Source organism: Dactylosporangium sp. CA-092794 (genome assembly GCF_050948465.1).
In the GTDB taxonomy this organism is placed as follows: Bacteria; Actinomycetota; Actinomycetes; order Mycobacteriales; family Micromonosporaceae; genus Dactylosporangium.
In genome coordinates, this window is record NZ_CP192044.1 from 1276502 (window position 1) to 1290121 (window position 13620).

Annotated in this window: 13 protein-coding genes; 8 read left to right on the forward strand and 5 right to left on the reverse strand. The window is 71.7% G+C overall.

What is annotated here, in order from left to right; genetic code table 11:
* Window positions 1-8 precede the first annotated feature (8 nt).
* The 4 genes from ACQPXD_RS05580 (at window position 9) to ACQPXD_RS05595 (ending at window position 3505) form a co-directional block, all read left to right on the forward strand.
* The gene (locus tag ACQPXD_RS05580; protein ID WP_432835469.1) at window positions 9-1469 is read left to right on the forward strand and encodes a sensor histidine kinase; all 1461 of its coding nucleotides are present in this window, start codon (window positions 9-11) and stop codon (window positions 1467-1469) included.
* A complete protein-coding gene (locus ACQPXD_RS05585) occupies window positions 1466-2401 on the forward strand; it encodes a S1C family serine protease (protein WP_432835471.1) in 936 nt (311 codons plus the stop codon). Before ACQPXD_RS05580 ends, ACQPXD_RS05585 begins: the two co-directional genes overlap by 4 nt.
* A 208-nt stretch (window positions 2402-2609) precedes the next feature.
* Window positions 2610-2972 carry a hypothetical protein gene (locus ACQPXD_RS05590; protein ID WP_432835473.1) on the forward strand — a complete coding sequence of 121 codons (363 nt, stop codon included), beginning with the start codon at window positions 2610-2612 and terminating at the stop codon, window positions 2970-2972.
* Window positions 2969-3505 carry a DUF6036 family nucleotidyltransferase gene (locus ACQPXD_RS05595; protein ID WP_432835475.1) on the forward strand — a complete coding sequence of 179 codons (537 nt, stop codon included), beginning with the start codon at window positions 2969-2971 and terminating at the stop codon, window positions 3503-3505. The genes ACQPXD_RS05590 and ACQPXD_RS05595 overlap by 4 nt, the downstream gene beginning before the upstream one ends.
* 186 nt (window positions 3506-3691) lie before the next feature.
* Here the strand turns inward: ACQPXD_RS05595 and ACQPXD_RS05600 are convergent, their stop codons facing one another.
* From ACQPXD_RS05600 to ACQPXD_RS05615, 4 genes are all read right to left on the reverse strand, one after another.
* Complete coding sequence (locus ACQPXD_RS05600) at window positions 3692-4312, reverse strand: DUF6879 family protein (RefSeq protein ID WP_432835477.1); 621 nt, start codon at window positions 4310-4312, stop codon at window positions 3692-3694.
* Between the two features lie 93 nt (window positions 4313-4405).
* The gene (locus ACQPXD_RS05605) at window positions 4406-4597 is read right to left on the reverse strand and encodes a hypothetical protein (protein WP_432835479.1); all 192 of its coding nucleotides are present in this window, start codon (window positions 4595-4597) and stop codon (window positions 4406-4408) included.
* A complete protein-coding gene (locus tag ACQPXD_RS05610; RefSeq protein ID WP_432835481.1) occupies window positions 4594-4968 on the reverse strand; it encodes a hypothetical protein in 375 nt (124 codons plus the stop codon). Before ACQPXD_RS05610 ends, ACQPXD_RS05605 begins: the two co-directional genes overlap by 4 nt.
* A gap of 70 nt (window positions 4969-5038) precedes the next feature.
* Window positions 5039-5395 (reverse strand): putative quinol monooxygenase, encoded by a 357-nt coding sequence (locus ACQPXD_RS05615; protein WP_432835483.1) that lies wholly within the window; start codon window positions 5393-5395, stop codon window positions 5039-5041.
* A gap of 161 nt (window positions 5396-5556) precedes the next feature.
* On the opposite strand from ACQPXD_RS05615, the gene ACQPXD_RS05620 reads away from it, so the two are divergent.
* Entirely contained in the window at window positions 5557-6510 is a 954-nt protein-coding gene (locus tag ACQPXD_RS05620) for a cupin domain-containing protein (protein ID WP_432835485.1), read from the forward strand.
* Between the two features lie 22 nt (window positions 6511-6532).
* Here the strand turns inward: ACQPXD_RS05620 and glpK are convergent, their stop codons facing one another.
* On the reverse strand, window positions 6533-8008 hold the full coding sequence (gene glpK / locus ACQPXD_RS05625; protein ID WP_432835487.1) for a glycerol kinase GlpK: 1476 nt from the start codon (window positions 8006-8008) through the stop codon (window positions 6533-6535).
* A 106-nt stretch (window positions 8009-8114) separates the two neighbouring features.
* Here glpK and ACQPXD_RS05630 point away from each other — a divergent pair, with 106 nt between their 5' ends.
* From ACQPXD_RS05630 to ACQPXD_RS05640, 3 genes are all read left to right on the forward strand, one after another.
* Window positions 8115-11513 (forward strand): cyclic nucleotide-binding protein, encoded by a 3399-nt coding sequence (locus tag ACQPXD_RS05630; protein ID WP_432835489.1) that lies wholly within the window; start codon window positions 8115-8117, stop codon window positions 11511-11513.
* Between the two features lie 259 nt (window positions 11514-11772).
* Complete coding sequence (locus ACQPXD_RS05635) at window positions 11773-12945, forward strand: hypothetical protein (protein WP_432835490.1); 1173 nt, start codon at window positions 11773-11775, stop codon at window positions 12943-12945.
* Between the two features lie 113 nt (window positions 12946-13058).
* Window positions 13059-13412 (forward strand): hypothetical protein, encoded by a 354-nt coding sequence (locus ACQPXD_RS05640; protein ID WP_432835492.1) that lies wholly within the window; start codon window positions 13059-13061, stop codon window positions 13410-13412.
* Window positions 13413-13620 lie beyond the last annotated feature (208 nt).

Genomic DNA, 13620 nt, shown 5'->3' on the forward strand with positions numbered 1-13620 from the left:
GGGCCTCGGTGCGGTTCATCGCCGACGTACCGCTGCGGGTCAAACTGATCGCGGCGGTGCTCACGCTCGTCACCATGGCGCTGCTCGTCATCGGCGTGGCCAGCGCGCTCGTCATGCGCAGCTCGATGATCGACAAGGTCGACGGCCAGCTGCGCACGCTGGCCGGCGCGGTCGACGTCGGCCGGCTGCCCAAGCAGAGCGACTCGCAGCTGCCCAGCTACTTCATCTTCTGGCTGCAGGCCAACCCCGACGGCAGCATCACGCTGAGCACCTCGGGCGTGAAGGACGAGGGCGCCCAGCCGCCGCTGCCGGACACGCCACAGGAGTTCATCGACCGGGTCGGCGAGCCCTACACGGTCCGCGCCTCGGGCACGCACGAGCGATGGCGGGTGCTGATCACCCAGCGGTACACCAACACGCTGATCGGCGTCGCGGAGAACCTCTCGATGATCGACAACGCGGTCGACGAGCTGGTCACCGCCGAGCTGTTCATCGGCGCGGGCGTGCTGGTCGTGCTGGCCGCCGTCGGCGTCACCATCGTGCGGACCAGCCTGCAGCCGTTGCGGGAGATCGAGCGTACCGCCGCCGCCATCGCCGCCGGTGATCTCACCAAACGCGTGCCGGAGAGCCCGCCCGAGACCGAGATGGGCCACCTCGCCGCCGCGCTGAACACGATGCTGTCCCAGATCGAGGGCGCCTTCCGCATGCGCGAGGCGTCCGAGGAGCGGATGCGCCAGTTCATCGCCGACGCCTCCCACGAGCTGCGCACGCCGCTGACCACCATCCGGGGCTTCGCCGAGCTGTACCGCCAGGGCGCGGCCCGCGAGCCCGAGGAGACCGGCGCGCTGCTGCGCCGCATCGAGGACGAGGCCTCCCGGATGGGCCTGCTGGTCGAGGACCTGCTGCTGCTCGCCCGGCTGGACCAGGAGCGCCCGCTCAGCCTGGCCGACATGGACCTGCGCGTGATCGCCGGCGACGCGGTGGCCGCCGCCCGGGCGGTCGCCCCCGACCGCGAGATCACCCTGGACCTCGAGCGCGACGAGCCGATCGAGGTCAACGGCGACGAGGCGAGGCTGCGGCAGGTCGTCGGCAACCTGATGACCAACGCGCTCACCCACACGCCCGCCCGGACGCCGGTCGAGCTTCGGCTGCGCCGCGACGGTACCGACGCGCTCATCGAGGTCATGGACCACGGACCGGGACTGACCGACGAGCAGGCCGCCCGGGTCTTCGAGCGGTTCTACCGGGTCGACAAGGCCCGCACCCGGCGCCAGGCCGGCCCCTCGCACAGCGGCAGCGGCCTCGGGCTCGCCATCGTCGCCGCGCTGGTCGCGGTGCACAGCGGAACGGTCTCCGTCTTCGTCACTGCGGGGGGTGGGGCGACCTTCCAGGTCCGGCTTCCCCTCACAGCCGCTTCCCAGGCCGCTCAAGGTAGCCCGCAAGCTGCCGTCGGCAAGCTCAAATCATGAGCGAACAGCAGGGATGGGCGCCGAAGCCGGACGATGCGACACCGCAGCACGTGCCGACCAACGAGGTGCCCGCGCACGTACCGCACATGCAACACCCGCCGCAGTGGTACCCCTCGTCGCCGCCCTCCGCGACCCCCGTCACCGCCCCGGCGCCGCTGCGTCGCCGCCGTGCCGTCACCACGGTCGCCGCCGTGGTCGCCGGGGTCGCGCTCTGCGCGGCCTCCGCCCTCGGCGGCGGCTACGCCGCCCTGGAGCTGCGCCCGCCGGCCGCCAGCACGGTGGTCACCGCGCAGAACTCCAGCACCTCCAGCGGCAAGACGGCCAGCCTGTCCGACGTGGCCGCCGCGGTCCTGCCCAGCGTGGTCTCGATCAACACCGGCAGCGCCGTCGGCTCGGGCGTCATCATCACCGGCGACGGCGCGATCCTGACCAACAACCACGTCGTCGCCACCGCCCGCGGCACCACGGTCCAGGTCACGTTCTCCAACGGCAAGTCCGCTCAGGCCCAGATCGTCGGCACCGACGAGGACACCGACCTCGCGGTCATCAAAATCGTCGGCGGCGGTACCTACACCCCGCTCGCCTTCGCCGACAGCTCCTCGGTCCACGTCGGCGACACGGTCCTCGCCGTCGGCAGCCCGCTGGGCCTGGACGCCTCGGTCACCTCCGGCATCGTCAGCGCCCTGAACCGCACCATCGACGAGAGCTCCGACACCCGCTCCTCGTCCGCCGCGAAGATCACCGGCGCCATCCAGACCGACGCCGCCATCAACCCCGGCAACTCCGGCGGCGCCCTGGTCAACACCGCCGGCCAGCTGATCGGCATCAACACCGCGATCGCCACGTCGGGCTCGACCGCCGGCAGCATCGGCGTGGGCTTCGCGATCTCCAGCAACACCGCGAAGACCGTCGCCCAGCAACTGCTCGGCTGACCCCAAAGGCTGGTTTCCCCTCCCAGAAACAGAGCGGCGGCGCACCCACAAGGCAGCGCCGCCGCTCTGCGTCTCCGGCAACTGACTGCTGTGCGGCGATCGGCCTGCTTGCGCTGGGCAGCTCACCACACGGTCAGGTTTCCGTTGGGCGCCGCCCGGGTCGACTAACGTTCTAGTCGTGGGCAACCCTCGTGAGGCGTACCGGCCGATGACCATCGTCCGGCTGGCTGAGCTGCTGGTCGGCGCCGAAGAGTCACTCCGGTGGCGGCTGATCGCCGAATTCCTGGAGGAGTATCGCTGGGAGCCCGCCCAGCTGAGGCCTGGACTGCTGGCTGCCGAGCCCGCGACGACGGGTGACGATCATTGGGACGTGTTTTTGGCCGCGTTGGCGGAACACCTCGCGGCGCGAGACGCTCGGGACGGACCGGCTTGGGCGGCAACCCGGTCACTTCGGCGGTTCTGGTTTCCGTTCAACGGCCGCGCGGCACGAGTGGACGCCATCGTCAACGCACCCGCCGCGTTCCGGCGGCGCGGAGTGTTCGTCGCCCGACAGGAGCTGGAAGTGGCATGAGCGCCGATGGTTCGCTGCTTGATCGGGCCGGTATCGAGGATGCGTTCCGACGGCTGGGTGATCGGCTCGTCCGTCGGGGCGTAGTGGCCGACCTCTACATCTTCGGCGGCGCCGCGATGGCGTTGGTGTACGACTCGCGGCGGGCGACCCGCGACATCGACGCTGTCTTCCACCCGCACGGTGTAGTGGTCGAGGAAGCCCGTGCGGTGGCTCAGGAGCTGGGCTTACCGCAGTGGTGGCTCAACGAGCAGGCCAGCGCGTACATCGCTCCGGGCGGTGACGCGGCGGCCTCTCGGGTGTTTGACCACCCTGGCTTGCGAGTCTCCGCCGCGTCGCCTGAGCACCTGCTCGCGATGAAGGTATTGGCCGCAAGACGCCGTGATGCGGAAGATATCCGTGTCCTGGTGCGACACCTGGGACTCACGACTCCGGCCCAAGTGCTCGCCCTTTGCGCGGACGTCTTCCCCGACGAGGAGGTTCCTCCTCGTGCACAGATGGTTCTTGACGACATCTTCGACGGCAACGACGAGTGAGATCGAGGCCGGTGAGCGCAGGCGGCGGCGCATCTCGGTCGACCGGTCATCGAGACCGAACAGGAGCGCCGCGGGGATGATCACCAGCGCGGCAACGCCGCCGAGCCCGGCGGCGACCGCCGCGGCAATCGCCAGGGAGCGCGGCCACCGGCGGCTCACCGCCCGACCCCCTGCCGGCCCGCATCACTACCGCTGAGCCAGGAACGTCTGCAACGGTACTGCCCGGCTTCGAAAGTCCGCGATCATTGCTTCCAGGCGCGCAAGGGTAGCGGGTTCGTGCGTGATCCATCCTCCGGTCTGTCTGCCGACCGGACCGCTGCCGTAGTCATGGATGAGCGCGGTCTGCCGATCAAACAGCAGACAGTCGAAGGCTCCGGCGGCCTCACGGCGCACCACCTCGATGTGCTCGCCCATCGCGGCCCGGATTCGGTATGCGAGCAGTTCGTAGCGGAGATAGTCCGTCAGGGGTTCCTGCACGAGCCGAACGCGGGCGTACTCGATTCCTCGCTCCTGCACGTCCTCGTACAAGGGCCGATCGGCCTCGGCCTCGCCGTGCAGCAATCGCTCTGCCTCGACGACATCGCCACGGTCGAACGCGGCCTGAGAGGCATTGGTTTCCGCTTCCACATACCGCTGCCAGCATTCGAGCTTCAAGAACCGCGACCGCATCGACGACCACGCAGCGGCGAACTCGGCGGCGAATACGTCGAGATCGAGACGGCGACTCCGGGTGAGCGCCCACCCCGGCGGAGTCATCAGCCTTCCGGGATGTCGTGCTTGGCGGCGGTCAGGGTGATCCGGGGCCATGTGCGGACCCCTTGCTGGAGGAGCCGACTGTGCACCTACCGTAGCATTCGCGCGTGCGTATCCATCGATGTATTGGCTGAGCTCGGAAGCTTTTCAGGCGAGGCCGACGCGTTCGAGGCGGTCGAGCAAGGCCGGTCGGCGGGCGTGCTCTTGGCGTAGCTGGTGCACCCGGCCGCGGAAGTCCTTGCGGCGGCCGTCGAGGTCCGCGAGAGCCTTCAGGTCGAGCAGCAGCGTGACCGCGTTGTCGTACTCCTTGGGCTTCCCGGTCGCGATCAACGCGGTCACCCGCTGCCAGGCTCGCTCCGGGTCGGCGGCCAGTATCCGCCGCGGAGGTCGAGGATCACGTGCTCGTCCGTGCTCCAGCAGGACGCGAAGTGGCCGGTGCAGTAGACCGCCGCGAGCCGCGGATCCAGCAGCCGCACCGGCAGCCGCAACGCGATCCGGCGGTCGCCCCAGTTCGCCAGGTAGAGGTGGGCGTCGAAGTACCGCGTCATCCAGTCCCGCGGATCCGCCTTCAGGCCACCGAAGTCGTAGTGGTTGACGAAGCTCGACGCGCTGATCCGGCCGCGTGCGGAAACCTGCCGCAACTCAGCCTGCTCGAACCTGGTCAATGGCCGATCGATCGCCACGAACTCGTAGTACTGGTACTCGCTCACGGATCATCCGCCCCGGCGCCGATGGTCAACGATCGCCGTAGATTAGCCCGGTTTCCGGGCGGACCGGGGTTCAGGCGTCGAGCGGCCAGATCCAGGTGGCCTCCAGGTCGGTGGCCAGCAGGGCGGGGAGCCGGCCGAAGTAGTCCTGCATGAACGGCTGCCGCACGTGCCGCAGCAGGTCCGCGCCGGACGTCCAGCGCTCGTAGAAGGCGAACGCGCCGGGCTCGTCCTTGCTGGTGTGGACCGTGTACTGCTCGTAGCCCCACTCCGCCCGGATCGACGGGATGATCGACCTGACCAGCCTCTCGAACTCGTCCTCCTTGCCGGGCTTCGCCCGCGCATAGCCGTAAACGGCGACCGGGGTCGTCGAGGCCAGCATGTCGGCCGGCAGCAGGCCGTCGGGAACGTTGTCGTCGGGGGTGCTCATGGGATGTCTCCTCTCGCCGGCCGGGCGGCGTGCCGCGGCCTGGTGAAAGCGTATGAACCAGCGAAGCGTCAACCAATGACAGGACGAGCCAGGAAAATATCCGAACGATTCAGCCTGACCGGAATGTGCGTCATCCGGTGAGCGGGCGCTACGGTCGGACCATGGATGTACTCTCCGACGTCCTGGCCGTCTCCGGCGTCCGCGGCAGCGCGGGCGCGCGCATCGGCGCCGGTGGCGCCTGGGGCGTCTCCTGGGCCGGCCAGCAGGACGCGGCGCTGTATGCGGTGACGGCCGGCATGGCCTATCTCACCGTCACGGGGGAGGCGCCACGGCAGCTCATGGCCGGCGACCTCGTCCTGCTGCCCACCGGCATCTCACACACGCTGTCCAGCGCCCCGGACGCCGAGATCCACGCGTGTGACGCGGCCGCCGCCGAGGCGGCGCGGCGCGAAGGGAGCCTCCTGAGCCTGGGCGACGGCGAGACGCAGACGCGCATCCTCGGCGCCGGCTACTCGCACGACGCGTCCACGGCGACTCCGGTGTTCTCCCTGCTGCCGCCGGTGATCCACATCCGCGCGGACGCCGCCGACCCGGACCTCGGCGACACCGTGCGGCTGCTGGGCCGGGAGCTCGCCCGGCCCCGCGCCGCCACGGAGGTCCTCCTCGACCGGCTCGTCGACATCCTGCTGATCCAGCTCCTGCGCGTGTGGCTCGACTCCGGCAGCCCGCCCGACATGTCATGGTGGGGCGTCCTGCGGGACCCGCTGCTGCTGAACGCCGTCACGAGAATCCACGCCCGGCCGGCCCGCGACTGGACGACGGAGGCCCTCGCCCAGGAGGTCGCGGTGTCCAAGAGCACGCTCAACCGGCGCTTCATCGCGGTCACGGGCGACAGCCCGGGCGCCTATCTGACCCGCTGGCGGATGGACCTCGCGGCCCGCCGGCTGCGGGACACCGACGACACGCTCGAGACGATCGCGGAATCCATCGGGTACACCTCGGTCTACGCCTTCAGCCGGGCGTTCCGCCGCGAGCGGCACCTGCCGCCGGCCCGATACCGCACGGCGGCCCGGTCGACCGGCCGCCCCGCCGAGCACCGGGTGCCGGCGGCCTGAGCGCACCTTCGACCCGACATGGTCAGTCGGCCCAGCCGAAGGAGCGCTCCACGGCGCGCAGCCACAAAGCGTGCCCGCGGTCGCGCTGGTCCTCGGACATCGACGGTTCCCAGCGGCGGTCGACGTGCCATTTCTCGCGCAGGGTGCCGGTGTCGGGCCAGAAGCCGACGGCCAGGCCGGCGGCGTAGGCGGCGCCCAGCGCCGTCGTCTCCGCCACCGTCGGGCGGACCACCGGCACGTCCAGCACGTCGGCCTGGAACGCCATCAGCAGGTCGCTCGCGGTCATCCCGCCGTCGACCTTGAGGGTTTCCAGCGGTACCGCCGACTCGGCCATCATCGCGTCGACCACATCCTTCACCTGCCACGCCGTCGCCTCGAGGGCGGCCCGGGCCAGGTGGCCCTTCGTGACGTAGCCGGTCAGGCCCGTGATGACACCGCGGGCGTCCGGGCGCCAGTGCGGGGCGAACAGGCCCGCGAACGCCGGGACGATGTAGCACCCGCCGTTGTCCGAGACGGTGGCGGCCAGGTCGTTGATCTCCGGGGCGGAGGCGATCAGGCCGATGTTGTCGCGCAGCCACTGGACCAGCGAACCGGTGATGGCGATGGAGCCTTCCAGGGCGTACACCGGATCCGCGGCACCGATCCGATAACCCACCGTGGTCAGCAGGCCACGATCGCTCGCCACGGGCCGGGTGCCGGTGTTGAGCAGCAGGAACGAGCCCGTGCCGTAGGTGCACTTGGCCTCGCCGGGGGCGAAGCACGCCTGGCCGAACAGGGCCGCCTGCTGGTCGCCGAGGGCGCTGGCCACCGGTACCCCATGGAGCATGGTCTTGGCTTCTCCGTAGACGAATGACGAGGAGCCGATCTCCGGCAGCATGACCCGCGGGATGCCGAACGCGGACAGCAACTCCTCGTCCCAGTCCAGCGTGGTCAGGTTCATGAGCATCGTGCGGCTGGCGTTGGTGACGTCGGTGACGTGGCGGCCGGTGAGCTTCTCGATGAGCCACGTGTCGACGGTGCCGAAGTGGATCTCGCCGGCCTCGGCGCGCTCACGCAGGCCGGGCACGTTGTCCAGCAGCCAGACCGCCTTCGGGGCGGCGAAGTAGGTGGCCAGCGGCAGGCCGCAGCGGTCGCGGAAGCGGTCCGGGCCGGCGTCGCCGGCCAGGGCGCGGATGACGGCGTCGGTGCGGGTGTCCTGCCAGACGATGGCGGGGTGCACCGGCTCGCCGGTGCGGGCGTCCCACAGGATGGTGGTCTCGCGCTGGTTGGTGATGCCGATGGCGGCGACATCCGCGCGGGACAGGCCGGCCTGGTCCAGCGCGCGGGTCGACACCGCCTGGACGTTGTGCCAGATCTCGACCGGGTCGTGTTCGACCCAGCCGGGGCGGGGGAAGCTCTGGCGGTGTTCGCGCTGGTCAAGCGCCACGATGGCGCCGTCGGCGTCGAACACGATCGCACGGGTGGAGGTCGTGCCCTGGTCGATGGCGAGGATGTACACGGTGTCATCTTCGCCGAAGCATTGTCACGTTTGGGACGCAACCTTCCCGTCGCGGGCAAACCCGCTTAGAGTCCGTGCCCGGAACCGTGCCTGAACAGGAGCGACCGTGGCCGTCATCGAGACGCGCATCAGTGTCTGGGAGGCCCTCGCCGGGCGCGCCCCGGGTGTACCGCTCGGCCCCGCCGACGTCGGGCTGTGGCATGCGGTAACGGAGCGGCTCAATCCCGCTCGTGCGCGGCCGGCGCTGCGCGAGGGTGTCGAGGCGGTGACGCTGACCTCCGCGCGCGGCGTGGAGTACGTGATGCTGCGCTCGCCCGACAGCGGCGAGTCGAGCTACCTGCGGCTCTCGCCCGAGGAGTTCCGGCTCGCGCGGGCCATGGACGGCACCAGGACCGTGGCGCGGCTGGTCGCCGAGTTCGCCCGGATCTCCGGCCGGCTCGCCCCCGACCAGGTGACCCGGATCGTGGCCGACCTGGCCGGCAACCGGATGCTCGACGAGCTGCCCGTCGACGCCTTCCACCGGCTGCAGCGGGTCCATCGCCGTCCGTGGCCGATCCGGCTCGGCAAGGGGCTGGTGGCCACCGCGCAGGGCCGCCGGGTCGTGCTCGCGAAGGTCGACCCGGTCGTCACGTTCCTCTACAAGGCGGGCGGCCGGCTGTTCTTCACCCGCGTGTTCGCGGTGCTGGCCGGCCTCGTCGCGCTGGCCGGGCTGGGCGTGTTCGGGTGGAACTGGTTCCGCGCCGACCAGTCGGTGTTCCTCACCAACGATTCGTACCTCGCCGGCGCCCTCGTCCTGCTCGGCCTCAACGTCTTCGCGCTGGCCTGCCACGAGCTGGGGCACGCGCTGGGCGCCAAACACGCCGGCCGAAGAGTCCCGGTTGCCGGATTTCTGGTGTACTTCGGGATCCCCTCCGTCTTCGTGGACACCACCGACGTGTGGATGGCCGGCCGGCGGGCCCGCCTGGTCACCACCATCGCCGGCCCGGCGACCGGCCTGATCCTCGCCGGCGCGTGCCAGATCGTGGGCGTGTTCTTCCCGGAGCTGCAGCCGTGGACGTTCAAGCTGGCGTTCGCGTGGTACCTCAACGCCCTGTTCAACCTCAACCCGTTCATGGCGCTCGACGGGTACTACCTGCTGATGGACTGGCTCGAGGTGCCCAACCTGCGGGCCCGGGGCCTGGCCTGGGTGCTGGCCCGCCTGCGCCGCCGCCCGCCGCGCTTCGCCGACCTGGACCGCGAGGGTCGCCTGGTCGCGCTCTACGGCATGCTCGCGGTGATCTGGATCGCCGTCGCCGTCAACCTGATGTACCGGGTGTACACCGACCGCGTCGCCGGCGTCGTCACCGGCCTGTGGAACGCCGGGTGGGCGGCCCGGGCGCTGCTGGCCGTGATCGTCGTGGGCCTGCTCGCGCCGCTGGTGTATCTCTTCTTCGGCTGGCTGCGCCGCCGCGGCCGGCGGCTGCGGGACCGGCTCGGCGAGCGCCGGCTGGTGCGCGACGAGCCGCGCCGGTTCGCCGCGCTGAGCTCGTCGGTGCTGTCCAACCTGCCGCCGGAGGCGCTCGCCCAGCTCGCCGGCCACGCCCGCTGGGTGCACCCGCGCACCGGCGAGCAGCTGGTCTTCGCCGGCGCCGCGCAGCCCTCGGTCTTCGTCGTCGTCGACGGCGCGCTGGAGGCCCGCCGCCCGGGCGACCCGACCGGCACCGTCCGCGAGCGGGTGGGCCGCGGCGGCGTCGTCGGCCTGGCCAACGCCCTGACCGGCGCCCCGGCCGCGCTGAGCTGGCTCACCGCCGGCACCACGCTGCTCGCCATCCCGTCGTCCTCGGTGGCCGCCGCGGTCGGCCCGCTGCCCGGACCGCCGCCGGTGGAGCGGGCGGAGCTGGAGCGGCTCGTCGGCGAGACCCCGGCGCTGATGTACCTGAGCCCGGAGGACCGCCTCGGCCTGATCAGCCGGGCCCGCCCGATGCACCTCGGGCCGGGCCAGCCGGTCGTGCTGCGCACCGGCAACGACGCCGTGGTCATCGAGTCCGGGTCGCTGCAGCTGCCCGAGGGCACCGAGCTGCACCGCGGCTCGATGATCGGCCCGTTCGGCGACGGCTCGCCCGGCCAGATCGCCACCGCCCGCACGCCCGCCCGGGCCTGGCTGCTGCCCGCGGTCGCCGGCCTGCCGCTGCTGCTCGGCCGCGCGGCCGGCGCGGTGCCCGGCGGCGGACGGCGCCCGCTCGCCGGCGCGCACCCGCCGTCGACCTATCCGCCGCTGGCCGCCCCGCCCGGGCCGCCGCCGCCCGCCGACGACAGCGTGGACCGCCGCTTCGAGCGCAAGCTCTGGTGGCTGCTGGTACTCCTGCTGCTCTTCGCCCTGTTGCTCACCGGCGCCAACCTGTTCACCGGCCCGGTGTGGGCCGAGATGCCCACCGACAACGCCCTGGTCACCGTCACGCGGGGCGGGGCGACGGTCCGGCTGGGCGGCGTCGAGCACGCGCTGGGCCGCAACGCCAAGCTGTACGTCCAGCACGGCGACTCGGTCCGGCTCAACCCCCGCTCCACGGCCACCCTGACCTTCCGCGGCGGCAGCGCCACGGTGCTGTGCGCGGGCGTCAGCGTGCAGATCGGCGACCTGGTCAGCGGGCAGCAGGCCCCGATCGAGCCGACCGCGGCGCTCACCCTCGACGCCGGCCGCCTGCTGGTCGACACGACGAGCACGACGACCGCGTTCAAGCCGCTGCGCCTCACCGTCGGCGACGTGACCACCGAGGGCTCCGCCCGCTTCGCGCTGAGCGCGGGCAACGAGCCGGAGGTCGGCCGCGGCGTGGTCCGGCAGCACGGCACGGCGGTCACCCCGGACCGGGGAGCCGACCTGACCTGCGGCGACGGCGTGGCCCTGCCGAAGCCGGGCGACACCCCGACGCTCCCGCCGTCGCCGACGGACACCCCGTCGGAGTCCCCGAGCCCGAGCGACTCCCCGTCCGCCTCGGCCTCGGCATCCGCGGAGGCGACGCCGACGGGCACGCCCACGAAGACCCCGACCCCCACGCCGACCAAGACCACCCCCGGCGCGCCGCCGCCCACCACCGCCGGCCCACCGCCGCCGACCACCGGCGCCCCGCCGACCACGAGCGCCGGCCCGCCGCCGGACACGACGCCGCCGACCGTGACGGTCCGCGCCGCGCCGAGCAGCATCTACCGCACCTGGAACGGCGGGCCGTGCTACTACGGCGACCCGCCGACGCCGTCCTCGTCGACGTCGAGCGTGACGATCGTCGGCTCGGACAACTCCGGCGCCGCGGGTGTCACGATCCGCTCGCTGACCTACACGTTCGAGGGCCGGACCCAGTCGTTGAAATACTCCGGCGGCAGCGGAAAATGGTCGGCCTCGGTCGGACCGTTCGCGGGGGCGGCCGGTGCGGAAACGCTCACGATCACCGCCGTCGTCCAGGATGCCGCGGGCAACGTATCGAGGGCGGGCAGCGCCTCGGTGGCCGTCGGCGAATGCATCGTTATTACCTGAACAGGAGAGACTGTGCTTTGTTGGTTCTGCGCCAAGGCGGCGCGGGGGTCGTGCCGGTTCTGCGGGCGTGGGCTGTGCGAGGACCACGCGAAGTTCGGCCCCTACCTGCTGGAGGTGCACCGGTCGCAACGCCGCGGGCGGGCCGAGGGGCTCGTCGTGGAGGATGCGGTGCAGTGCGGGACCTGTCGGCCGCGGCCGCAGCCGATTCCGATGCCTGAGCTCGACTGAGCTCGACCGAAAGTCCGAGATGGGGGAAGCGATGTCCGACTTCGACGAGGTGCTGGAGCGACTGCTCGGCGATCCCGGGTTCAAGGCCCGGCTGGCGGCCGATCCGCAGGGGGCCCTGGCCGGGTACCACCTCACACCGGACGAACTGGACATCCTGCACGCACAGCTCGGTGACGCCGGCGGGCAGACGCACGTCGAGCAGCGCACGAGCAAGGCGAGCATGTTCGGCGTGCTCTCCTCGATCGGCACCGGGCTGGGCGACGCGCTGCACGGCCACGGCGGCGTGAGCGGTCACGCGCTGGGCGGTAGCGGCGCGGCCGGGGTCGGCCACCGCATGCACGACATCGTCGAGCAGGCCGGCGGCCGGCACGCGGCGCCCGCGGGCGGCGGCGCGGGCGGGCTCGAGTCCCCGTCCCTCGCGCAGCACGTCCAGGACGCGGCGCAGGGCGGCCGGCACGCCGCCTCCGGGCTCGAGGAGGTGCACGTCGAGAGCCACCAGGAGTCGTACACCGAGTACCACAGCGAGGTCCGCTCCTCGGGCACCGTGTACCAGTCCAGCACCTACGCGGGCGGCACGGGCGGCACCCCGCACGAGCCGCCGGCCGGCGGGGCGGGCGGCGCGGCCGGGAGCCTGGCCGGGTTCGGCGCGGGCGGCGCCGGGGGAGTGGCCGGCGGGCTGTCGGGTTTCGACCAGTACCAGGGGCAGGGCGGCGCCGGGGGAGTGGCCGGGAGCGCGGCCGGCGGGCTGTCGGGCTTCGAGCAGCACCAGGGGCAGGGCGGCGGCATCGGGGGCGGCTTCGCCCATCTGCTGGAGCAGCCGGGCCAGGGCGGCGCGGGCCAGCCGGGCCAGGGTGGATTCGGCCCTGCGGGCCAGGGTGGCATCGCCGGCGGCATGGGCGGCCTCGTGCAGCAGGCCGCGCACGCGCAGGTGCCGGGCCAGGCGCCGACCGACGGCTACCACACCCGCGTGGACTGGGACGGCGACGGCCGCTGGGACCAGCACACCTACGTCAACCGGGCCGACGGCGGCGTCGACATCGTGGTCGACACCGACGGGGACGGACGCGCGGAGTTCATCGGCCACGACACCGACCGCGACGGGCTGATCAACTCCTCGGAGATCGACACCAACCACGACGGCGTGATGGACGCCCGCTACGAGGACGTCAACGGCGACGGCTGGCTGGACCGCCGAACCCGATAAAACCGTTTGCCTCGAAACGAGGTGGCACGTTTCGGGGAGCAGGCCGCTCGGATCGGCCCCTACCGTTCTAGAGGTACCCCCACCGGGGCTACTGAAGGAACCGGGAGCAGGTTATGAGCGACTTTGACCTCGACTGGGGCATGGAGCACGATCTCCACGTCGACCACGACGGCGGAGTCGAGCATGTCCTGGCCGACCACCACTTCGATCACCACGATTTTTCCGACGGTACCGACGGCGCCCACGACATCACCGACCCGCACTACGGCGACTTCGTGGACCCCGGCCAGCACGACGAGCCGCTCCAGCTCGACGAGCCGGACCCCGACCTGCCCGACTGGCAGCTCGACACCGACTTCCTGGACGGCCACTACGACCTGGTCGGCGCCGACCCGGACGAGAGCGACATGTGGTCGCAGTTCATGACGGACATGCACGAAGAAGTCAACCCGTATGCGGCCAACTGACCGCGGATGCTCATATCCAGCGCCGGCCGGTGTGATCGAGCGCACCGGCCGGCGCCGTTCTCGGCGCATTGTCACTGTCCGATGCGCAAAGTCAACCGGGGGTAATCCGGACTTTTAGGTGCTTTATATATTGAAGGCGACGCACGCCTTTCGCGCCGCCGGTGATCACGTTAAGTTAGGCCCTGGCCTGCTCGGCAGTCCGCCGTCC

What these genes read in the sequence shown, in the direction of transcription:
- ACQPXD_RS05640 (WP_432835492.1), top strand. Translation starts at nt 13,059, where the DNA reads ATGAGCGACTTTGACCTCGACTGGGGCATGGAGCACGATCTCCACGTC.
- ACQPXD_RS05595 (WP_432835475.1), top strand. Translation starts at nt 2,969, where the DNA reads ATGAGCGCCGATGGTTCGCTGCTTGATCGGGCCGGTATCGAGGATGCG.
- ACQPXD_RS05590 (WP_432835473.1), top strand. Translation starts at nt 2,610, where the DNA reads ATGACCATCGTCCGGCTGGCTGAGCTGCTGGTCGGCGCCGAAGAGTCA.
- ACQPXD_RS05615 (WP_432835483.1), bottom strand. Translation starts at nt 5,395, where the DNA reads ATGAGCACCCCCGACGACAACGTTCCCGACGGCCTGCTGCCGGCCGAC.
- ACQPXD_RS05600 (WP_432835477.1), bottom strand. Translation starts at nt 4,312, where the DNA reads ATGGCCCCGGATCACCCTGACCGCCGCCAAGCACGACATCCCGGAAGG.
- ACQPXD_RS05620 (WP_432835485.1), top strand. Translation starts at nt 5,557, where the DNA reads ATGGATGTACTCTCCGACGTCCTGGCCGTCTCCGGCGTCCGCGGCAGC.
- ACQPXD_RS05585 (WP_432835471.1), top strand. Translation starts at nt 1,466, where the DNA reads ATGAGCGAACAGCAGGGATGGGCGCCGAAGCCGGACGATGCGACACCG.
- ACQPXD_RS05635 (WP_432835490.1), top strand. Translation starts at nt 11,773, where the DNA reads ATGTCCGACTTCGACGAGGTGCTGGAGCGACTGCTCGGCGATCCCGGG.